The organism is Paraburkholderia sp. RL17-337-BIB-A, from assembly GCF_046025895.1.
In the GTDB taxonomy this organism is placed as follows: domain Bacteria; phylum Pseudomonadota; class Gammaproteobacteria; order Burkholderiales; family Burkholderiaceae; genus Paraburkholderia; species Paraburkholderia fungorum_C.
This window is the reverse complement of sequence record NZ_JARESY010000002.1, coordinates 1,741,875-1,763,530: the sequence shown is the minus strand read 5'-3', so window position 1 is coordinate 1,763,530 and position 21,656 is coordinate 1,741,875. Positions and strand designations below refer to the sequence as shown.

At 61.8% G+C, this 21,656-nt stretch carries 20 protein-coding genes and 1 riboswitch; of the genes, 11 read left to right on the top strand and 9 right to left on the bottom strand.

Annotated features, from left to right (window positions below):
• Nucleotides 1-153 precede the first annotated feature (153 nt).
• Nucleotides 154-1,194, bottom strand: a complete 1,041-nt coding sequence (locus P0D84_RS28750) for a DUF4148 domain-containing protein (RefSeq protein ID WP_408342215.1) — start codon at nt 1,192-1,194, stop codon at nt 154-156.
• 364 nt (nt 1,195-1,558) lie between these two features.
• Nucleotides 1,559-1,918, bottom strand: coding sequence for a BON domain-containing protein (locus P0D84_RS28745; protein ID WP_408342213.1), 360 nt, complete (start codon nt 1,916-1,918; stop codon nt 1,559-1,561).
• A 121-nt stretch (nt 1,919-2,039) separates the two neighbouring features.
• On the opposite strand from P0D84_RS28745, the gene P0D84_RS28740 reads away from it, so the two are divergent.
• The gene (locus P0D84_RS28740; RefSeq protein WP_408342211.1) at nt 2,040-2,621 is read left to right on the top strand and encodes an alpha-ketoglutarate-dependent dioxygenase AlkB family protein; all 582 of its coding nucleotides are present in this window, start codon (nt 2,040-2,042) and stop codon (nt 2,619-2,621) included.
• A gap of 87 nt (nt 2,622-2,708) precedes the next feature.
• Here the strand turns inward: P0D84_RS28740 and P0D84_RS28735 are convergent, their stop codons facing one another.
• From P0D84_RS28735 to P0D84_RS28725, 3 genes are all read right to left on the bottom strand, one after another.
• The gene (locus P0D84_RS28735) at nt 2,709-3,344 is read right to left on the bottom strand and encodes a carbonic anhydrase (protein WP_408342209.1); all 636 of its coding nucleotides are present in this window, start codon (nt 3,342-3,344) and stop codon (nt 2,709-2,711) included.
• Between the two features lie 106 nt (nt 3,345-3,450).
• Nucleotides 3,451-3,690, bottom strand: a complete 240-nt coding sequence (locus P0D84_RS28730) for a DUF6566 family protein (protein WP_408342207.1) — start codon at nt 3,688-3,690, stop codon at nt 3,451-3,453.
• A gap of 197 nt (nt 3,691-3,887) precedes the next feature.
• Nucleotides 3,888-4,148 (bottom strand): DUF1488 family protein, encoded by a 261-nt coding sequence (locus P0D84_RS28725; RefSeq protein ID WP_179741194.1) that lies wholly within the window; start codon nt 4,146-4,148, stop codon nt 3,888-3,890.
• Between the two features lie 224 nt (nt 4,149-4,372).
• Between P0D84_RS28725 and P0D84_RS28720 the strand changes: the two genes are divergently transcribed.
• A complete protein-coding gene (locus P0D84_RS28720; protein ID WP_408342205.1) occupies nt 4,373-5,866 on the top strand; it encodes an MDR family MFS transporter in 1,494 nt (497 codons plus the stop codon).
• 45 nt (nt 5,867-5,911) lie between these two features.
• On the opposite strand, the gene cobM is transcribed toward P0D84_RS28720, so the two are convergent.
• The 4 genes from cobM to cbiE are packed head-to-tail and all read right to left on the bottom strand — an operon-like array spanning nt 5,912 to nt 9,740.
• On the bottom strand, nt 5,912-6,640 hold the full coding sequence (gene cobM, locus P0D84_RS28715) for a precorrin-4 C(11)-methyltransferase (protein WP_408342203.1): 729 nt from the start codon (nt 6,638-6,640) through the stop codon (nt 5,912-5,914).
• Between the two features lie 45 nt (nt 6,641-6,685).
• A complete protein-coding gene (locus P0D84_RS28710) occupies nt 6,686-7,432 on the bottom strand; it encodes a cobalt-precorrin-6A reductase (protein WP_408342201.1) in 747 nt (248 codons plus the stop codon).
• Nucleotides 7,429-8,517: a cobalt-precorrin-5B (C(1))-methyltransferase gene (locus P0D84_RS28705; RefSeq protein WP_408342199.1), complete on the bottom strand. Its 1,089-nt coding sequence runs from the start codon at nt 8,515-8,517 to the stop codon at nt 7,429-7,431. Before P0D84_RS28705 ends, P0D84_RS28710 begins: the two co-directional genes overlap by 4 nt.
• A complete protein-coding gene (gene cbiE, locus P0D84_RS28700) occupies nt 8,517-9,740 on the bottom strand; it encodes a precorrin-6y C5,15-methyltransferase (decarboxylating) subunit CbiE (protein WP_408342197.1) in 1,224 nt (407 codons plus the stop codon). The genes P0D84_RS28705 and cbiE overlap by 1 nt, the downstream gene beginning before the upstream one ends.
• Nucleotides 9,741-9,824: 84 nt before the next feature.
• A riboswitch (cobalamin riboswitch) is annotated at nt 9,825-10,003 on the top strand.
• An 83-nt stretch (nt 10,004-10,086) separates the two neighbouring features.
• Between cbiE and cobG the strand changes: the two genes are divergently transcribed.
• The 9 genes from cobG to P0D84_RS28655 all read left to right on the top strand — a co-directional run bounded on the left by cobG (nt 10,087) and on the right by P0D84_RS28655 (nt 21,656).
• Nucleotides 10,087-11,595 (top strand): precorrin-3B synthase, encoded by a 1,509-nt coding sequence (cobG, locus tag P0D84_RS28695; RefSeq protein WP_408342195.1) that lies wholly within the window; start codon nt 10,087-10,089, stop codon nt 11,593-11,595.
• Complete coding sequence (locus P0D84_RS28690; protein WP_408342193.1) at nt 11,588-12,214, top strand: precorrin-8X methylmutase; 627 nt, start codon at nt 11,588-11,590, stop codon at nt 12,212-12,214. The genes cobG and P0D84_RS28690 overlap by 8 nt, the downstream gene beginning before the upstream one ends.
• Nucleotides 12,215-12,946, top strand: a complete 732-nt coding sequence (locus P0D84_RS28685; protein WP_179741186.1) for a precorrin-2 C(20)-methyltransferase — start codon at nt 12,215-12,217, stop codon at nt 12,944-12,946.
• Nucleotides 12,943-14,763: a precorrin-3B C(17)-methyltransferase gene (cobJ, locus tag P0D84_RS28680; RefSeq protein ID WP_408342190.1), complete on the top strand. Its 1,821-nt coding sequence runs from the start codon at nt 12,943-12,945 to the stop codon at nt 14,761-14,763. The genes P0D84_RS28685 and cobJ overlap by 4 nt, the downstream gene beginning before the upstream one ends.
• 346 nt (nt 14,764-15,109) lie before the next feature.
• Nucleotides 15,110-16,510 carry a TolC family outer membrane protein gene (locus P0D84_RS28675; RefSeq protein WP_408342188.1) on the top strand — a complete coding sequence of 467 codons (1,401 nt, stop codon included), beginning with the start codon at nt 15,110-15,112 and terminating at the stop codon, nt 16,508-16,510.
• A gap of 2 nt (nt 16,511-16,512) precedes the next feature.
• Nucleotides 16,513-16,827 carry a hypothetical protein gene (locus tag P0D84_RS28670; RefSeq protein WP_408342187.1) on the top strand — a complete coding sequence of 105 codons (315 nt, stop codon included), beginning with the start codon at nt 16,513-16,515 and terminating at the stop codon, nt 16,825-16,827.
• A gap of 64 nt (nt 16,828-16,891) precedes the next feature.
• Nucleotides 16,892-18,283 carry an HlyD family type I secretion periplasmic adaptor subunit gene (locus P0D84_RS28665; RefSeq protein ID WP_408342185.1) on the top strand — a complete coding sequence of 464 codons (1,392 nt, stop codon included), beginning with the start codon at nt 16,892-16,894 and terminating at the stop codon, nt 18,281-18,283.
• Nucleotides 18,284-18,285: 2 nt separating this feature from the next.
• The gene (locus P0D84_RS28660; protein WP_408342183.1) at nt 18,286-19,035 is read left to right on the top strand and encodes a hypothetical protein; all 750 of its coding nucleotides are present in this window, start codon (nt 18,286-18,288) and stop codon (nt 19,033-19,035) included.
• 419 nt (nt 19,036-19,454) lie between these two features.
• Nucleotides 19,455-21,656, top strand: a complete 2,202-nt coding sequence (locus P0D84_RS28655) for a hypothetical protein (RefSeq protein WP_408342182.1) — start codon at nt 19,455-19,457, stop codon at nt 21,654-21,656.

The following is a 21,656-nucleotide window of genomic DNA, read 5'->3' as shown; positions in this document are numbered from 1 at the left end:
GTTTGCTGCGTCGCTGCGCTAGGCGGTGGTCTGCGCGGCTTGCCGCGTGGCTGCGCTAAGGCGGTGGTCTGCGCGGCTTGCCGCGTGGCTGCGCTAAGCCGGTGGTCTGCGCGGCTTGCCACGTCGCTGCGCTGAGCGGCGGTCTGCGCCGCTTCACGGACGCGGCGCTGTAGTCAGGCTCGGTGCACCGCCGGGTCCAGCGGGGTCCGGATTGCCAAACGCGGGAAGGCTGCCATCGGCGCGAGCACGGGCGATTTCCGCGCGTACCTGCGCGCGTGTTTTCGGGCCGCCCTCCGTTTTCAGCTGCGTACCGGCGGAGGACACGATCTGAGGCGACGATGATGATGGCGCCGCTTCGGTTTGTGCGGTCAGCTCGGCTTGTGAGCCTGGCGACAGCGCTGATGTCGGCCGTGCTGGCTGCACCGGTTGTTCTGCCTGCGTCGCCTGTGTCTGTGTCACCTGTGTCTGTGTCACCTGTGTCTGTGTCACCTGTGTCTGTGTCACCTGTGACGCAGCAGCCATGCCGGTGACCTTCGAGACGACCTTCACCTCCGCCAGCCCAGAAGATGACGAGCTGGCGACAACAGATGCGCCGGCGCCACCCGCTCTCCCCTGCGAAGACCTGACGGCGCCCACAGCGGCTCCTGCCGTTCCAGTACCACGTCGGAGTTTCGCCTCACCAGATCCACGATTCGCGTGTTCGTGCCTCGCGACATAACTTTCATGCGAGCGGCCGGTTTTCCCGGAAGACGCCAACGACGATCGTGTCAATTTCGATCCTTGCCGCGTCAGCTTCTCCCCTTGCGCTGGTGCTAGCGCGTGCTGCACCAACTCCGCGCGCGCCTCCACTTCCCGTTGCAGCGCGAGAACCTGATCGTCGTCCCGGTGTGCCGCACGCACCGCGTCCAGTTGCGCCTGGGCGGAGGCAAGATCATTGCGCTGCAAACTATCGCGCGCCGCCCGGAGATCACCGGCGATCGCCGCCGCCGAACCGCTACGTCCAGCAACCGGTCCGGAACTCACCGAACCGGTCATGGTGTCGCTGCGTGTCTGATGAGCCGCCCCACTGTCGCGTTCCAGGCCGAGTTCGTCCGACGACAACCAGCTTTTGTCCGCCTGCGAAATATAAGCCGCGATCGCAACCGCGCCGACAAACAGGCCCATGAGAACTACCTTCCTGGATTCACTAACCATGACGTCTCCCTCGCAATTCGTGACCCTGCGCGCCTCGCGAAATCGCAAAACGTGCCCGAATTCATCAGAGGGTTCACAGCGAATCCATCAATCGATGCCGCCGCAACGACCGCGAGTTCGGGCCGGTACAGTCACGTACGAATAAGAGTGCAAGGCGGATGCCCGCTATTGGCTATTTTTAGACTCGAAAGTTCGATTCGTCCGCTCGCGCAGGGCGTGTTGTCCGAAAAAGCCAGTTTGCCGACCAACCATTCCTACGACGATTTTTTGAACTCCGAAGCAATGTCGGACGCAAAGGCCTCGGCCAACAGTTCAGCATGACGCCCGCAGGCGTCCACCCTCCCCGCCTAACCGCAAAGCGAGATCAGCCGTTGCCGCCGTGCCAAAGCGTAAGCTTGTTCACCACGACAAGCACACCCGGTACGGTTCGGGCGATCTGCTCCGCTTGCCGGATCTGGTCGGCGCTGTGCACCGTGCCGCTCAAGATCACCGCGCCATCCTGTGCGCGCACGAACACGCCCGACACATTGAAGCCCGGGGCCTTATCGAGCGCTTGCCGGACTGCCGTTGCCAGACTGCTGTCCGACTGCGGCGCGGCTTTGCCGCGTGCCATTGCCGCCGGCGCATTGGCGTTCGAGATCCCGTTGCCTGTTTGCACACAAGCCGAAAACGCCGTGGTCATGCAGACAGCCGTTAACAGAACACGTACGGGTTTGCGGTTCATGGGTTTTGTCCGGTCGAAGCTTGAGGCACGCCGCGAAATACTGTATAAAAACACAGTACCATGATCGATATGGACGGCCCTGCGATTCGTGTCCGGGCTGTCGCTCCTCCAGGTTTGAATCATGATGTCCCAGCAAGGCCTGTTTGCCCCCGAGCCGGTACGCCTCGTCAGTGACGAGCAAGGCGGGATTCGCTATTTGCCCGAGTCGATTCCGGCGCTCACGGCGCAACAGTGGTTCAGCCAGGCGCTTGAAAATGTCGGCTGGATGAGCCGGCAGCGCATGATGTACGACCGCGAGGTCGCCGTTCCACGTCTGCTCGCCACTTTCTCCCGCGAGTCTGATGACCTGCCTGCGCCGCTCGCCGAAGCTTTTGAAGCCATCCGCTCACTGCTCGGCGCGCCGTTCAATCGCGTCGGCCTCAATCTCTATCGCGACGGCAACGACAGCGTCGCGCTTCACAGCGACAAGACAGAAAAGCTGCTGCCGGCCCAGCCGATTGCCGTCGTCTCGCTCGGCGCGAGCCGCCGCATGTCGATCCGGCCGAAGGCGGGTTCCCGCCGGATCGTGCATGTGGAGTTGGAGCCAGGCAGTTGCATCGTCATGAGCTATGCCTCGCAATTCACGCATGAACACGGCATCCCCAAGCTGGCCGGTATGACCGAGCCGCGTATCAGCCTGGCGTTTCGCTGCTTTACCGGCTGAGCGTCACATCCAAACGGCAAATCCGAAGGTCACAGGCTGAGCGTCACATCCAAACGGCAAATCCAAACGTCACACCCGCGCGTCACATCAAACAGCATAAATCTCGGTGTTCTCCACCAACGGCAAAAACTCCCCAGTCCGTCCGTCAAGTGCCAGCATCACGCCGCTTTCGATATCGAAAATCCAGCCGTGCAGCCGCAGCGTTTTTTTCGCGAGGCCCACGGCCACCGACGGATGCGTGCGAATGTTCGCGAGCTGCGCCAACACGTTGTCTTTGACCAGAGCGTCGAGACGCTCCGCATCCGACTGGTAAGTCCGCGACGCATTGATCGCTCGCGCCGCGTCTGCGTGACGGAGCCAACCCGCCACGGCCGGCAGATGGTCGAGGTTCATGCACGTGCAGATCGCCGTCATCGCCCCGCAATTGGAGTGACCGCAAATCACGATATCCCGCACGCCCAGCACGGCCACCGCATACTCGACGGTGGCCGAGACGCCGCCCGGTTCCGGGCCATAAGACGGCACGATGTTGCCCGCGTTGCGGATCACGAACAGCGAGCCGGGTTCCACCTGGGTCAGCAATTCGGGGACGACACGGCTGTCCGAGCAGGTCACGAACAACGCGCTCGGACTTTGCGCCGTCGACAAGCGTTTGAACAGGGCGCTTTGCTGCGGGAAGACTTCGCGTTGAAAGCGGATGAATCCTTCTATGATGTCCTGCACAACGTTCTCCGGATAATCAAAGCCTCAGCCAGCCGGGCCTACGGCAAAAGTCCAAGGCATGTCTACAATCGGCCGACGCGACTATACCGCAGCCTGTGCGGCGGTCTCATCCCTCGTTGGGCGACGCCACGAGCTTGTGGTCGATCAGCCGCGTGGCCCACTCGATGCCATCGCGCACGGCCTCCGCCTCGGTGAGCCATTCCGGCTGCACCGTCTCCGGACGGAATTGCGCGACCGTGTCCACCGTGTGGCGCACGCTCACTTTCGCGTGCCACGCGCCCAACTCGTTCCGCTCGGGCTGCACGACGATCTCGTAGCCACGATGATCAAGCGTATGCATCTGCATGAAGAGTTCCCACAGTCGAACGCGAGCGTGCCCGATTGCGCGACGTTGCCGCCGTGATGTTCGCGACCAGGACGACACCTGGATAGTGTTCGAGCGCTTTGAAGCGTAGGTGGTTTGCTAGGGAAAAGCTATTGGAACGGGCCCGGCGCTCAGATGCCGGACCGTTCTCCTGTGTCAAGAGCTGGGCCGCTTGCAACTCAGTTGAAATCCCCGCTTTCGAGCTCCACGGATTGCCCCCCGTTTTTTTCGAGGACCCGCCGGGTAGCATTTTCAATCCGCGCGCGGTTTGCCTCGAAGGTACCGACCAGATTGTGGGCCGATGGACCCTCGTTGCCGAAATGGTCGTTCAGCGCGTCCAGCGACACGCTGCACCAGACGTCTGCTCCATCGACATTGGCTTCGAAGGCGACGCGCGCCGCTGCCACCACTTCACGGCGTCCGGTGAATTCGATCCTCATAATGACCCTCCATTTGTCGAAGTAACGCTGAGCGCGCAAAGGCTGTGCCAAGCCGCTTCGGCTTCGTCATCACCTCGCCATACCGGCTTGTCGTTCAGCGCACATTCTCCACAAGGTGCATACTCGTGATCGGCCGCCTTCGGGCGGCCGCGCTTATGCGTCGCGGCGTGCATATCATCTGTCACGCCGTCAGACGCTTCCAACATCCTAATACTAACCTCCCCATGTCCCGCAGCCCGCAATCGTCGCGTCCTCTAGTCATTGCCGCAGTCATGGCTTCGATGGCAATGGTCGCCATCGAAGCCACCATCGTTTCTACCGCCATGCCACAGATCGTCACGCAACTCGGCGATCTACATCTGTATAGCTGGGTCTTTTCCTCGTTCCTGCTGACGCAAACCGCGATGACCGTGGTGTTCGGCAAACTCGCCGACCTGTATGGGCGCAAGCCCGTCATGCTGGCCGGCATCGCGATCTTTCTGCTCGGCTCGGTGCTGGCCGGCTTCGCCTGGTCGATGCCCGCCATGATCGTGTTCCGCCTGATTCAAGGGGTCGGCGCGGGTGCGATCCAGCCGGTCACGCTGACCATCGTCGCCGATCTCTATCCGGCGCGCGAACGCGGCAAGGTGCAAGGCTATCTTGCCAGCGTGTGGGCCATTTCGGCAGTGATCGGACCGATGGTGGGCGGCTTCATCATTCACAACCTCTCGTGGGCGTGGATCTTCTGGATGAACGTGCCGATCGGTCTTGCGTCCGCGGCGGGCTTCATTGCGTTCCTGCGCGAATCGGAGCGGCACGCGCGTCCGTCGATCGACTACGCGGGCGCGGCGCTGTTCATGGCGGCGATCGCCGCATTGATGATGGCGCTGACTTACGCTGGCGACGAAGACATCGCCAAGGCATCGCTCGCGGGTGGCGCGTTCATACTGTGCCTGCTGGCGTTTGTGTTTCAGGAGCGCCGCGCGGCCGAGCCGATGATCTCGTTCGCACTGTGGAGCCGCCGGCCGATTGCCGCGTGCAATGCCTCGACCGTGCTGTCCGGCATGATCCTGATGGGCTCCACTACCTTCCTGCCGATGTATGTTCAGGGCGTGCTGCACCGCTCGCCCGTGGTCGCCGGTCTTGCACTCACGATGATGATGGTGGGCTGGCCGACGGGCGCGACGCTCGCGGCGAAAACATTTCACCGCATCGGCTTGCGGCGCATCCTGATCGGCGGCAGCGCCTTCGTGCCGCTCGGCGCGGTGCTGCTGCTGTTCCTGCAGCCCGGCGGCTCGCCGCTCGTCGCGGCGTTCGGTTCGCTCATCATGGGCTTCGGCATGGGCACGTCGAGCGTCAGTTCGCTGATGCTGATCCAGGAGATCGTCAAGATGGACGAGCGCGGCAGCGCCACCGCATCGAATCTGTTTTCGCGCAATCTCGGCAGCACGCTGGGCGCAACGGTGTTCGGCGCGGTGCTCAACTTCGGGCTCGGTCACTCGAAGGGTGTCGCCGTGGTCACCTCGGACCAGTTGAAAGCCCTGCTGCAGAATCAGGTAACGAGTCTCGCCGATAGCGACATGATCCGCATGGTGTTGCACCAGTCGCTGCACCTGACCTTCATCGCGATCTTTGTGATTGCGATTTTTCTGGTCGCGCTGCTGCGGCTCGTGCCGGCGATCAGCATTGGGGCGGAGAAGCAGATGCCGCTTGAAGCGCTCGCGCCGCTTGAGGATTGAGCTTCGAGTTTCGCTACGGGCCGCTCGCGGCCCAGCCGAATCGACTCAACCGCCTTTCGCATACAGCGTCGACTCCGCGAATCCTTCGGCGGCGAGCACCTGTCCCACCAGAATCAGCGCGGTCCGCTCGATGTTGGTCGACCGCACCTTGCCGACGATATCGTCGAGCGTGCCCGTGATCTTTTCCTCATCCGGCCAGCTCGCGCGATAGATCACCGCGATCGGACACTCACCGCCGTAATGCGGCCGCAATTCATCGACGATGCGCGCGAGATGGCGCACGCCGAGGTGAATGGCCATCGTCGCGCGATGTCTCGCGAGGTCGGCGAGCTGTTCGCCTGCGGGCATGGTCGTTTTGCTTGCGAAGCGCGTGAGGATCAGCGTCTGCGAAATATCGGGCAACGTGAGCTCGCAACCGAGCGCCGCCGCGCATGCCGCGGTCGCCGTCACGCCGGGCACGATCTCGTAGGGAATGCGGAGTTCGCGAAGTCGGCGGATCTGTTCGCCGATCGCGCCATACAACGACGGGTCGCCGGAATGCACGCGCGCCACGTCCTGGCCTTTGTCGTGTGCCGCTTTGAGTAACGCGACGATCTGATCGAGGTCGAGCTCGGCGGTATTCACGACCTGCTCCGCGCCATGCCCTTCCAACACAGCGGCCGGCACCAGCGAGCCGGCGTACAGGATCACCGGGCAGCCACGCACGAGGCGTTGGCCTTTCACTGTGATCAGTTCCGGGTCGCCGGGACCCGCGCCGATAAAAAACACCGTCATTCAATACTCCAGATTCGTTCGGCCGGCATGTCATTCATGCGCCATTTAACCTAAGCCTTGCACTTGCACTTGCACTTGCACTTGCAATGCTTCCAGCAAGTCGGCCACGTTTGCAAACTCGCGATCGACTGCGGGCAATTCAGGCCGCCGCCGCATGACGATCGGCAAACCGCGTTCGCGCGCGACCTCGAGTTTCGCTTCTGTGGCGTTCCCGCCGCTGTTTTTGCTGACGACGACATCGAACGCTTCGGCGCTGAACAGCGCTCGCTCGCCTTCGAGCGTGAATGGGCCGCGTGTCGCCAGAATCCGCGCACGGGGATGGGTCTCGTGTGCTTCAAGGCAGCGTATCGTCCAGAACTGCTGCGGCGGGATTTCGTCGAGATGCGCGAGCGGTTCGCGGCCGAGCGTGAACAGCGGCCGTTTGAACGGAGCGAGCGCGCCCGTGAGTTCGGCCCAAGCGTCGACCATGCGCCAGTCGTCACCCGCTTGCGGCAGCCATCCCGCGCGACGCAGTGCCCAGCATGGCACGCGCGCGGCGCCGCTCGCGTGCGCCGCATTGGCGCTAATCCGCGCGGCGTATGGATGCGTTGCGTCGATCACGAGGCCGATGCGTTCGTCTTCGAGATAGCGCGCCATGCCTTCGCCGCCGCCGAAGCCGCCCACGCGCACGCCACATGAGAGATCGTCCGGCACGTTGCCGAGGCCCGCGAGACTGTACACGTGTTCGGAGCCGAGCTGTCTTGCGATACGCAACGCGTCGCCGGTGCCACCGAGCAGCAGGATCCGCATCACTGCGCGACTCCGATCAGATTGCCCTGGCGGTCGATCGCGAACATTTCGACCGCGACCTGCGGCGGCACGATATCGCGCGCGACAGCAAGCGCATGCCGGCAGACGATATCGCCGAGCAGCACGTGTTGCGCGTGCGCCAACGCGACGGCCTGCTGGCTCGTGTTGGCGGCGAGGATCGCCGCCTGCAATGCAGCGTCAGCGCCCTGCCCGGCGGCCCATGCTGCGAGCCGCTCCAGATCGATGCTCGAATTGCGGCTATGCAGATCGAGGTGCCCGGCTGCCAGCTTGCTGAGTTTGCCGAACCCGCCGCACACGCTCAAGCGCTCGACCGGCGCGCGCTTCATATGCTTGAGCACCGCGCCGACGAAGTCGCCCATTTCGATGAGCGCAATATCCGGCAGACCATAATGCGCGCGCATCGCGTCTTCGCTCGCGTTGCCGGTGCAGGCCGCGAGATGCATGTAACCGTTGGCACGCGCGACGTCGATGCCCTGATGAATGGACGCGATATAGGCCGAGCACGAGAACGGCCGCACGATCCCGGTGGTGCCCAGAATCGACAGACCGCCGAGGATGCCGAGGCGCGGGTTCATCGTCTTCAGGGCGAGTGCCTCGCCGCCTTCGACGCCGATCGTCACTTCGAAACCGCCTTCGTATCCATGGTCGGCCGCGAGCGCGATCAGATGCTCGGTCATCATCTTGCGCGGTACGGGATTGATCGCCGGTTCGCCGACCGGCAGCGTGAGGCCGGCGCGCGTGACCGTGCCGACGCCCGGCCCCGCGCGGAATATCACGCCCGGCTCGGCACGCAGGCGCACGCGGGCGAATACGATCGCGCCGTGGGTCACGTCGGGGTCATCGCCGGCGTCTTTCACTGTGCCGGCTTCCGCGCCGTCCGCAGTGAGGCGGCAAAACACCAGCCGCATCGGCACATGCTGGCCCTTCGGCAACACGATCTCCGCGACCTCGCTGACGATACCCGCGAGCAACAGGCGCGCGGCCGCGAGCGACGTCGCGGTGGCGCAACTGCCGGTGGTGTAGCCGCTACGCAGCGGCGCGGGTGATTCGGGCGTTTCTTCGCGCATTACGGTTGGGGCCGGGAGTCGGCCGGCTTCATGACATCCAGCAACGTGATCGGCAGCGCCTGGCGCCATGTATCGAAGCCGCCGAGCGGCTGTGCGTCGGCAAGCGCGATGCGGGTCAGCGTGCCGCCATGCTGTTCCCGCCACGCCACGAGCGCCGCCTCGCCCTGCAAAGTGACCGCATTCGCCACCAGCCGCCCGCCGTCACGCAGACGCGCCCAGCACGTCTCGAGCACACCCGGCGCCGTCACACCGCCGCCGATGAACACGGCATCCGGCACCGCCAATCCTTCCAGCGCATCCGGCGCGCGGCCGGCCACCAGTTGCAAGCCCGGCACGCCCAACGCATCGCGATTGTGTTCGATAAACCGCTGCCGCTCCGCATGCCCTTCGATTGCGATCGCGCGGCAAGTCCGGTGCGCGCGCATCCATTCGATGCCGATCGAGCCGCTGCCCGCGCCCACATCCCACAGCAATTCGCCCGGCGTCGGCGCGAGACGCGCCAGCGTGATCGCGCGCACGTCGCGTTTGGTCAATTGACCATCATGGCGAAAGGCGTCATCGGGCAAGCCGGAGGTCAACGGCAAACGCGGCGCGCCTGCCGTGGCCCGGCATTCGAGTGCGATCAGGTTCAGCGCCGCTGCTTCGCCCGCGGACCACTGATCCGCGCGGCCATCGATACACCGTTCCAGCGCACCGCCCAGATGTTCCAGCACGGTCATCCGCGTCGCGCCGAAGCCGCGCGCATTCAGCAGTTCGGCCAGCGCCGCGGGCGTGCGCCCGTCGGCACTCAGCACGAAGACACGCGCGCCGTCGTGCAGATGAGCATTCAGGGTCGGCAACGGTCTTCCCACCAGCGAAACCGTGACGACATCCTGCAACGGCCAACCCAGCCGCGCGGCCGCCAGCGACAGCGACGACGGTGCGGGCAGCACCCGCAACTCGCCCGCCGGCAACTGCCGCGCCAGGGTCGCGCCGACGCCGAATAGCATCGGGTCACCACTCGCCAGCACACACACGGAGCCGCTATGCTCGGCCAGCAAAGGCGCCAGATCGAACGGCCGCGGCCATGCCGCACGGCGCGCGGCGAGACGCGCGGGCAGCATCGCCAGATGCCGTTCGCCGCCGTAGACCACCGACGCCTCCAGCAAAGCACGCCGCGCGGCCCGCCCCAAGCCGGCGAAGCCGTCATCGCCTATGCCCACCACGGTCAGCCACGCCGGCATGCATCCATCCTTGTTCTGTATCTTCAAATAGTGCGCTGTGCCACGCCGATCAAAGCGTCCAGCCTCGTTGTGCTGTTCGAAAAAAGGCATAATACAGCCGCCGGTGCCCTTCGGGGCCGAAGAGGGAACACAGAGCCACTGTGGCTGCCCCCGCAACTGTATGCAGCGAGTCCGCCTGCGCTCCGCGCCACTGGTTCGACCGGGAAGGCAGCGGCGGACCACGACCTGCCAGCCAGGAGACCTGCCGGCCAGACTGTTCGTGCCAGCCACCATCGGGCGGGGTGTACCGATGCCGCAGCAATGCCCACCTGGGCGGCGCTCGGGCCATCGCGCGACGCTAAACCCGGTGTCCGTCTTGAAGCAAGTTTCGCCCTCCACTGTTTTGCCCGACGCGGCCTTCGCGCTGCGGCCCTCGGCGTGCCCGGGGCTGCTGCGCATCGTCGCTGCCCGCGATGGCGGGATTTGCCGGATCAAATTGCCCGGCGGCGAGCTGAGCGCGGCGCAGGCGGCGGTGATCGCAGACGTTAGCGAGCACCATGCGGCTGGTGTGGTCGAACTGACCAATCGCGCCAATCTGCAGGTGCGTGGCGTGCGCGGCGGGCATGAGGCGGCGCTGATCGCGGCGCTGGTCGATGCGGGGCTCGGGCCGATGCCGATACCGTTGCCGACGTCGGGCGCAGCGGATGCGGCTCTCGGATTGACAGTGGGCGAAGCGGCCGCTTCGACGGCAAGGTCGGCGGACTTGCGGCATGCATCTTCCAGTCTGCAACTAGCCTCCGCCGCCGACGACGTGCGCAACGTCATGATCAGCCCTGCAGCCGGGCGTGATCCGTTCGCGCTGTTCGACACGAGACCGCTTTGCGCCGAGCTTCTCGCGCTGCTGCAAAGCGATGCGCGTTTCGCGGCGCTGTCGCCGAAATTTGCGTTGTTGCTCGACGGGGGTGAGCGCCTTGCGAGGCTCGATCATCCGCATGATGTCTGGCTGGCGGCAACGCAAGCTGGAGACGGTGTGCGATTTGTGTTTGGTTTGGCGGGTTGTCCGCCTGTGATGGCGAACGCGAATACCGGCGCCCTCGCCGCCGTGCTGCCATCGCAAGTCGCCGCCCTTGTCCGCGCACTGCTGCATACGTTCCTCGATCTGGCCGCCGCCGATGCCACGCGCATGCGTCATGTGCTTACCGCACATTCCATCGACGCAATATTGCGGCACGCTCAAACGTACGTCGATTTCCCGCTGTCACGCGACACGTCGCTTGCAAACTGGCAACGCGGCACGCCTGCCGATGCCTCGCTGCGATTCGGCGCGCACGCACAGCGCGTAGTGGGAATGCTGCATGTAGGCGGCCACCCCCCGCTCGGACGCCTCGACGCAGCGACCCTGCGCGGCCTCGCCGCGCTCTCGCAACAGCAAGGCAACGGCACGCTACACATGACGCCCTGGCAAAGCGTGTTGCTGCCCGATATCGCCGCCCATGCCGCGCCCGCCGTGCTCGCTGAAATGAACACGCTAGGCCTTGCCTGCGATCTCACGCAGCCTCTTGCGCGCTTGATCGCCTGCGCCGGTTCCACTGGCTGCGTAAAAGGCCTCGCCGATACCAAAGCCGACGCGCTGCTTCTAGCGGATCGCTTGCCCAACGGCGTCGACGTACATCTCAGCGGCTGTCCGCGCTCGTGCGCCGCCGCCCACTGCGCGCCATACACGCTGCTGGCCGCCGCGCCCGGAATCTACGACCTTTATCGACGCGACGGCCAGCCAGGTTTCGGTTCGTGCGTCGCGCGCCAACTCACGATCGAACAGGCCGCCGACCTGCTCGGCCCATTGGCACACCCGACCCGGAGCCCTTTAGATGCTTGATTACATTCGCGACGGTCAGGAGATCTATCGCCAATCCTTCGCGACGATACGTGCGGAGGCCGATCTCTCGCGCATCCCCGCCGACCTCGAGAAACTCGCGGTGCGCGTGATCCACGCTTGCGGCATGGTCGACGTTATTGAAGACCTGCGGTTTTCTGAAGGCGCAGGCGCGGCGGGCCGCACGGCACTCGCACAAGGTGCGCCGATTCTGTGCGATGCCGGCATGGTGGCGCAAGGCATCACGCGCGCACGACTGCCCGCGAACAACGAGGTGATCTGCACACTCACGCATCAGAACGTGCCCGCGCTCGCGCGCGAACTCGGCAATACCCGCTCGGCCGCCGCGCTCGAATTGTGGCAGCCGCATCTGGCCGGCAGCGTGGTCGTGATCGGCAACGCACCAACCGCGCTCTTTCATTTGCTCGACATGCTCGATGCCGGCGCGCCGAAGCCTGCGTTGATCCTTGGCTTTCCGGTCGGCTTTGTGGGCGCGGCCGAATCGAAAGCGCTGCTTGCCGAAGACAGCCGCGGCGTGCCCTACGTCGTGGTTCACGGTCGACGCGGCGGCAGCGCGATGGCGGCCGCCGCTGTGAATGCACTGGCGACGGAGGTCGAGTAAATGACCGTGCAAGGACGTTTATTCGGACTGGGCGTCGGCCCTGGCGACCCCGAACTCATCACGCTGAAAGCGCTGCGTTTGCTGAAAGCGGCACCCGTGGTCGCGTATTTCGTTGCGAAGGGTAAGAAGGGCAACGCGTTCAGCATCATCGAAGCGCATTTGCATGACGCCCAGCAGCATTTGCCGCTCGTTTATCCTGTCACGACCGAAGCGCTCGAGCCGCCGCTTTCGTATGAAGCGATCATCGCCGACTTCTACGACACCGCTGCGCAGATCGTCGCGGGTCACCTGGATGCGGGCCGCGACGTCGCGGTGATTTGCGAAGGCGATCCGTTTTTCTACGGCTCGTATATGTATTTGCACGACCGGCTCGCGCCCCGCTTCGAGGCCGAAGTCGTGCCCGGCGTGTGCTCGATGCTCGGTGGCGCGGCGGTACTCGGTGCGCCGCTGGTGTATCGCAATCAGAGTTTGTCGGTGCTCTCCGGCGTATTGCCCGAAGACGAATTGCGCCGGCGTCTTGCCGATGCCGACGCTGCCGTCATCATGAAACTCGGCCGCAATTTCGATAAAGTGAGGCGCGTGCTCGGTGAACTGGGACTCGCGCATCGTGCGCTTTACGTTGAGCGCGCAACGATGGGCAATCAACGCATCGTGCCGCTTGCCGAGGTCGATCCGATGGCTTCGCCGTATTTTTCGCTGCTCGTCGTGCCGGGGGAAAAATGGCAAGGATGATGCCACCTGCGATCGTGATTCTCGGTGCGGGCGCGCTGGCGACTGCGCGACGTATTCAGGCGCTGTATGCAGGTTGCGAGGTGCATGCGTTGCGGGGGCGAGTCGAGGCCGACATCGCGTATACGGAGCTTGGCGCGCATTTGCGTGAACTGTATGCGCGCGGCACGCCGATCGTCGCGCTGTGCGCCGCCGGGATTGTGATTCGGTGCGTTGGGCCGTTGCTGTCGAACAAGGGCGTTGAGCCGCCCGTTCTAGCGGTTGCCGAAGATGGCAGCGCGGTCGTGCCGTTGCTCGGCGGCCTTGCAGGCGTCAACTTGATGGCGCGTGAGATTGCGGCCGCATTGGGCGTGTCGCCTGCGATTACGACGAGCGGAGAACTGCGCTTCGGCACGTGTGTGCTCAATCCGCCTGAAGGCTATGCACTCGCCGATATCGCGCAAGGTAAGCGCTTCGTGTCGGATTTGCTCGCCGGAGAAAGCACGCGGATTGAAGGCGAAGCGCCGTGGCTCGACGATGCGCAACTGCCCCGTTCTGATTCGGCACGTCTCGCGATTCGCGTGACGCCGCGCGCCTCGCGTGGACGTGATGATGAGTTGGTGATTCATCCGCGAAGTGTGGTGGCGGCGGTGACGGTGCGCGGGGCTAGTGCTGATGCTTGGGCTGGGGCTAATGCAAGGGCCGCGGGCGGGACGATCTTGGCTACTGCCGCCGACGCAACCAATTCCAGTCCTGAAGCGCAATCGCACTCAGGCGAACAGATAGCAGCTCGCGTGCGCCAGGCATTGGACGCACACGGTCTCGCCGCGCTTTCTCTCGCCGCATTACTGGCATCTGCTGAGCAAATGGCAAACCCAGCGTTCGCTGACGCGGCGGCGAGCCTGAACGTGCCGCTGCGTTTTACTCAAATACGCCCGGAGGATGGCGAGCCGCCGGGCAACCTGCTGCATGCCGCGCTGCGGATCCCCTACGAAACGCTGCACAACGGCACAGATACAGGCGTTGCGCTGGCATTAGCGCCTTTGGCCATCGACGCGGATACGATCGGCCGACCACGCGGCCGCTTGACGGTGATCGGCCTCGGTCCCGGCAGCGCCGATCTGATGGTGCCCGCCGCTCGAACAGCGCTGAACGAAGCCACCGATATCCTCGGCTACGAAACCTACGTGAAAATGGCCGGCCCGTTTCGCGCGGATCAGCGCGTAGACGGCACGGATAATCGTGAGGAGATGCAGCGCGCGCGTCACGCGTTCGAACTCGCTAGCACAGGACGATCCGTGGTGATGGTGTCATCGGGCGATCCTGGCGTGTTTGCGATGGCGGCTGCGGTGCTCGAGGCGCTCGAAGAAGGAAGTTCGACGCACGCTGACTGGCGCGCGGTGCAACTCGCCATCGTGCCGGGGGTATCCGCGGCCATGGCGACCGCAGCCCAAGCCGGTGCACCGTTGGGCCATGACTTCTGCATGCTGTCGTTATCCGACAATCTGAAACCGTGGACCATCATCGAGAAGCGTCTCAGGCATGCGGCCGAAGCAGACCTGGTGATGGCTTTCTACAACCCGATCTCTCGCGCACGGCCGTGGCAACTGGACAAGGCACTGGACATTGTGCGGGAATACCGCGCCGCAGCGACGAAGGTGGTGCTCGGCCGCGACATCGGCAGACCGGGCAGCACACTGCGAACGACCACGCTCGGCGAACTGCGTTCGTCGGATGTGGATATGCGGACGATGGTGATCGTGGGCTCGTCGACGACGCGGGGGTTTGCTAATGGAATCGACGGTGGCGAGTGGGTTTATACGCCGCGCCGGTATGAGTGAGCACTCTGCTCGCTTGACTCCTTTTTTCTCAACCGGTCCCTGCGAGGGCGGAAACCTTTAAAATCGCCTTCGTTAAATTATAAAAACCCTTCAAAATGGGCTGAAATCTTAATTCGACGTCGCATTTTTTAGACTAAGTAAGAATTTTCAAAGCCTGGCTTTCTGAGTTGTAATAGTAAGCATCCCAAAGATTTCGCCATTCACCCGTTTTCGGATTTCTCCGATTTCGTCGCCGCTCTGCTTCACCAAAACTCAGCGACTACTTACTTCCGACGCAGCGTTCGGCGCCTCTCTCACAAGGCGCTGATCGCGTCGTGTTTTCTTACGCTGAGAGACGAACATAACGATGGGCCAAAATCATGCTCTGCGCGATGGACGACTGACGAGTCCCGCGGCAATTGTCCTGAGCATCTTCGTTTTGCTATCCGGCGTGCTGCCCCTTCAGGCAGAGAGTCTGTCCCAGTTCGCCGCCGACGCTTTCGCGCACGACGCCAGGCTCGCTAGCGCCGAAGCAAGTTATCGCGCAGGTTTGGAGAAGGAACCCGAAGCACGCGCCGTGTTCCTTCCGCACCTCGGCCTCAATCAGTCAGATTTTAAAAATGCGATTCACGTGCCGGGCCAACCTGCCGCGCCCTATTCCACTGTCGGCGCGACACTCTCGCTAAACCAGTCGATCTTCAAGTGGGACGACTGGCAGACCTGGCAGCAAGGCAGGCTATCTGTCGCAGACGCCGGCCTCGCGTTCTCAAGTGCCAAACAGGATTTGCTGCTGCGCGTCGCGCAGGCCTATTTCGACGCACTCGCGGCGAAGGACGATTTCTCGCTTGCCCAGCTGCATCAACGCTCCGTGAATGAGCAACTTGCATTGGCAAAGCGAAGCTTCGCGTTGGGCGCGGCGACTGTCGTTGATCTGAATGAAGCGCGGGCGGGAGCGGACTCAGCGTTGTCTGATCTCGTTGAGGCGCAAAGCACACTCGACAGGCGCTACGCCGCGCTGCAAAAGATTGTCGGTCATCCCGTGGATGCCATCGACCCGTTCGATGCCGACGCGAACATTACCCGGATCGCCGCCGGTTCGATCGAGCAGTGGATAAGCGACGCGGCAGTATCGGGTCTCGACGTCAGGCGGCAGCAGATCGCGCTCGAAATTGCGCGACGCGATGTCAGCAAGGTCGATGCGGGCTACATGCCGACGGTGTCGCTCATCGGCAATGCGAGCCATGGCAACGCCGCGTTCATTAACGGACAAACCAACTTCTACACCGGCGCCAACCGTGCGACCTCGGGCGAAATCGGCATCCAGATCAGCATTCCGCTCTTCGACGGACTATCGACGATGAGCAGGAAACGCGAGGCCCTCGCGCTCAAAGACAAAGCCCAGGACGACCTGGAAGATGCACGCCGCTCGGCCGCTCTCGACGCCCAGCAGGCGTTCCTCGGTGTGCGCGACGGACAGGCGCAGGTCACGGCGCCACGCACCGCGCAACGTTCCGCGCGGACATCGCTCGACTCCAACCGCAAAGGATTCAAAGTCGGCGTACGGATCAATGCGGATGTGCTCAGCGCTGAAGACAAATTGTTCAGCACACAGCGCGATCTCGCCAAAGCGTGCTACGACACCTTGATGCAGTTTCTGCGGCTGAAGGCCAGCGTCGCTCAGCTCGACGAGACAGCGATTGACCAGCTGAGCGCGGGCACAGAACCGCGTCCCGAGCAAGAAGACGTGCAGGCCAACAATTCAAAATAATCATGCTAGACGCCATCAAACGACATCTAGGGTTCATTGCACTCTTCGGCATCGCCAGCAATGTGCTCGTGCTTGCCCCTACCCTTTACCTGTTGCAGGTCTACGACCGCGTTCTGCCGAGTCGCAGCCTCGAGACGCTGTCGATGTTGATGATTTTCATGGGCATCGCGCTTCTGATGATGCTCGCCGTCGATATCGTCCGGCACCGTCTGTTGAGCGATCTCGGCAGGCAGTTAGCCGATCGCCTGGACCGCCTCGCGCTGGCGGCCCGCATCGACACTCATGCGAGGCGCCTTAACAGGTTGAGGCGTGGATGAAATCGCGCGCCAGGCCCGCTGCGGCACCTCAGGGCGCAGAGCAACGTCAGGAGGCCGCGGCGCCATGAAACTCCGCGACGTTTTGAGGCGCCTTCGCGGTGCTGTCATTCGCATGTGGCCTGCTGTGGCCGAGGGTGAAACCAATGGCGAGCGCTTGCGCTTGCCGCGCCGGACCATCGCGTCCGGTTTCGCCGCGCTGGCGCTTGGTGCAAGCGCGCTCGGCGTCTGGGCCGCGCTGGCACCGCTATCGGGTGCGGTCGTCGCGGAAGGCGTAGTGCGTGACGACGGCGAACGCAAGACTGTGCAGAACCAGGAAGGCGGTTTAGTCAAAGCCATTCATGTGAAAGACGGTGATCACGTGAACGCCGGCCAGGTGCTGATTACGCTCGATAACGTGCGGCCCGATGCGGAAGTCACGGCATTGCAGTCGCAACTCGATGATGAGACCGCAAAGGGGGCAAGGTTAGCGGCTGAGCGGGATTTGAAGCGCGCCATTGCATTCCCTGCCAATCTCAACGAACGCTCGTCTGATCCACACCTTGCCGCGTTGTTGCAGCGTGAACAGACGCTCTTCGACTCTGAACGCCAGACGCTTACCGACCAGTTGACGTTGCTGCAGGAGCAAGCGGCTCAGACCCGCCAGGAAATCGCCATGGAGACTGCGCTGGTTAGTACGAGCGAACAGAGTCTCGGCATTTCGAAGCAGGAGTTGCAGGTCAACGAGCAGCTTCGCAGCGAAGGCTACGTCACCGAAACAAAGATGATGGAGCTGAGGCGTGCCGCTGCGGATTATCAGTCGCGTCAGCAATCGGATGCCGCGGAGCTGATCCGCTCGCGGCAGAAGCAAACGGATCTCGAACTGAAGATCGCCACGCTGCGTAACGACTATGTGAAATCGGCTGATAGCCAGTTAAAGGACACGACAGCAAAGATTCTGCAGATCACGGAACAGTTGCGACCGGCACGGGACGTCGACACGCGCACGCGCACGCGCATCGTCGCGCCAGTTGCGGGTGAAGTTGTGGGCCTTAGGGTGCATACGATGGGTGCGAGCATCGGGCCGCGTGAGCCGATTCTCGATCTGGTGCCCACTGGGGTGCCGTTAATCGTCGAAGCGAAGATCAAGCCGGACAACGTGCGCGAGATCGTGCCGAACAGCAAGGCCGATGTGCGGCTGACTGCCTATAACCCGCGGACTTCTCCTGTGCTCGAAGGCACGGTGACTTACCTGTCCGCGGACGCACTGAACGATAAGGTCACGCGGCAACCGTTTTATCTGGCGCATATCGAGGTTTCACCCGAGGCGATCGCGAAGGCGAACCGGCTGGCGAAAGAGCCGATCGTGCTCGGGCCGGGATTGCGGGCTGAGGTTTTTATCAAGACGCGGTCGAGAAGCGCGTTCGACTATCTGTTTGAGCCGGTTTGGGATGGGATTCAGAGGTCTATGCGGGATTGAAAATGGCACGCTATATGAAACACAAAAAAACGATTCTTTCTATTGCAATCTGCGCTGTTCTGGTTGTGGCCTGTATTCGGCCGTCCAGTACCAGGAAGCGCATCGATCCAAACACGCCAACGCTCGGGAATCTGAATGGCGTGCAAATGGCGATTCCTTTGAAGTACCAGTTTTTTCCGGTGGAATATGAGGGAGATGATATCTGGAATGCTGAGTGGCAGAGAAAGAATCTGGGACGTGTTCCTACGCCGGACATGAAAATTCGTTTTTTTTCGATGCTGCTACATCTTCCAGATTTCATGCCTCTGAGCAAGGCAAACCGGCTCAGTTGGATTAAGCCGAACAACAAATATGGAACCAATAGAGACTGGATAAACGTCGGTGTCCGATGGAACGGCGGCGATCAGCGTATAAACCAGAAGGGCTGGCTCGAGAGTTACATTGGAAAAGCTAAATATGGAAACTCCACCAGAGTCTCATCCGACTGGCGCTACCAGACCGTCGACGAAGACTTTTATGGACTGAGACACGAAACTCTTGTTGGCTCAACGACGCCCGCTAATTATTACGAAAGAAATCTGCATCGAGAGCTCTACTACGACGCGACAGCGTGGAGTACAAAAATTGAATGCGATCGAATGTTGGTGGAACCATTCTCCGAATCAACCTGCACGCAAGTATATGGCGTGCCAGAACTAAATTCTATAGTTGAAGTTACTTACCATCCCGATAACATCAAAAATTGGAGGTAAATTCAGCGCGAGACACACTTAATAATTGAAAGTTTTGAACCAAAAATTGCATTACCCATTTCTCATTGGTAAATTAATATGCCGAACAAATTAACGCAAACGCAACTCAACTCTGTTGAGAATATGGTTACGAACGGCGATATCGCCGGTGCTTACAAGTATCTCCAGGCCAACGGCTACCAGTATGCCGGGCTAGCAATGGGAGTGGCACTCGACAATACTGTGAGCGGAGCTGCTGCGCTGGGGTTTCTGACAACTTCGGCCAGTCTGTCCGGCGTAACGATAACCGACGCGCAACTGGCACAAATAAAAATGATCTTGCCAAGCAATACATCGATTTCTTGCAAACACAGGTCAATAACAATGGCTTTGCTAGTACGGACGTTAACTCGGGCAATGCATGGAATATGCACAATGCCGTGTTTGACCTAGATCATCTATCGCGCGACGTCTGGACCCTGAACACGCCATTCAGTGTGCTCGACCCGTCCACCCGCGAAAAATTATGGCAGGACCTCCTGAACGACCAAAACGGCACCTTCATCGGCACTACAAGCTCGATCCTCGAACTCGGCCGTGATATGGAAGACGCCTACTTCCACACAACCGACCCCGCCGTCAAAACACAAATCGGCAACTGGTTCTCCAAAATCACGACCGACAACGTCATCGAAGGCGAGGCCGGCATGTTCTTCAATTCAATGAAGGGCTTCCTGCTGAACAGCACTGACGGCGTCGAAAACTACTCGAATCAGTCTGCGCACGACATTGCCCAGGATGCATACCCATCGATGCCTCTGGCCGGCGACGATCCGGATGCGACGGCCGCAGCGCTCGCTCAGGCCCAAAAACAAACGAACCTGGAAAATGCAATCGACAAATACTTCGGCACTCAGCCGGGTTCATTGAGCATATTGGATGACGGGACTACGTTGACCATCACCAACGGAAGCAAACAGGTCTCGTTTGACGGCACCCATACGCTCATCAGCACTCGCGATGCTTCGGGAAACATCACAGCGTCCCAATACGACCAGAACGGCGTGTTGCAAGACACGATGCATATCAACGCCAGCAACGGTCTGACAGACAATACCGTCTACCAGGCGAACGGCCAGGTCGAGCACGACACTTACGCTACAAACGGCAACACTACCCAAGACATCTACGACACCAGCGGTCATCTCATTCAGGAAAACGACATCCTGAGCGCAGGTGGTGAAACCGATCACGCGATCAATCCCGATGGCACACAGACCGCCATGGTCTTCGACGCGAACGGCCACGAGACTGAATACGCCACTTTCGGCACCAACGACGTCAAAACCCAGGACCTCTTCTACGACGCCACCACCGGCCACCTGACCCAGGAAAACGACTTCAACGCCGATGGCAGCCAGACCGACCACATCATCAACAGCGACGGCACGCAGAACGCCATCGTCTACAACGCGAGCGGCCACGAAACCGAATACGCCACCTTCAACACCAACGGCACCAAAACCCAGGACCTCTTCTACGACGCCACCACCGGCAACCTGACGCGCGAAAACGACTTCAACGCCGACGGCAGCCAGACCGACCACATCATCAACAGCGACGGCACGCAAAACTCGGTCGTCTTCGATGCCGCAGGTCACGAAACCGAATACGCCACCTTCAACGCCAACGGCGCCAAAACCCAAGACCTGTTCTACAACGCCACAACTGGACAGCTCACGCAAGAAGACGACTTCAACGCCGATGGCAGTCAGATCGACCGCGTCTACAACACCAACGGTATGCAGAGCGCAACGGTATTCAATGCGGGCGGTCATGAAACCGAGCAAGCCACCTTTGACGCGAGCGGCAAGATAAGCAAAGACCTCGTCTTCGATGGGAAAACGGGCGCTGAACTCCAGGAGACCGACTACAACGCGAACGGAAGTGGAGTCGCGCACATCTTCAATCCAGACGGCACGCAAAACGCCGCAGTCTTCGACCCATCGGGACACATCTCCGAGTACGCGACGTACGGAACGAACGGCAAGCTCGCCACCGATATCTTCTACGACGCCAACGGCCGCGCCACGCAATACAACGAGTACACGTCCAATCAAATCACGACCCACCAGTTCAACGCGGACAATACGCAAACGGCGACCGTCTACAACAGCGCAGGCCAGGAAACCGAATTCGCCAGGTTCGACACGAGCGGCCACAAAACCGATGACTATTTTTTCAACGGTTCGACCGGTCGGGAAACACAGTATGACTCGTACGGCAGCGATGGCAGCATGGTCGAACACCTGTTCAACAGCGACAACTCGCAGGACGCCATCATCTACGATGCATCGGGCCGTGAGACGCAGTACGACGCATTCAATAGCCAGGGGCAGTTGACCGGCTTCACCGACTTCACCTACACAGTCGGCGGCGGCTACGACGCGCTCGCCTACGGCCCGACCGGGTTCGAAACCGGCTGGTCAGATTACAACGGGGACGGCTCGTTAATATCGTCAAGCGGCGGCCAGTACAACTTCTCACTGGATGACGGTTACGGAGATGGAACAGGCGACTGGGACTTTAGCGCCCCGGTGTACGACGACGGTTACGCGTCGGATTTCGGCTTCTACTATTGA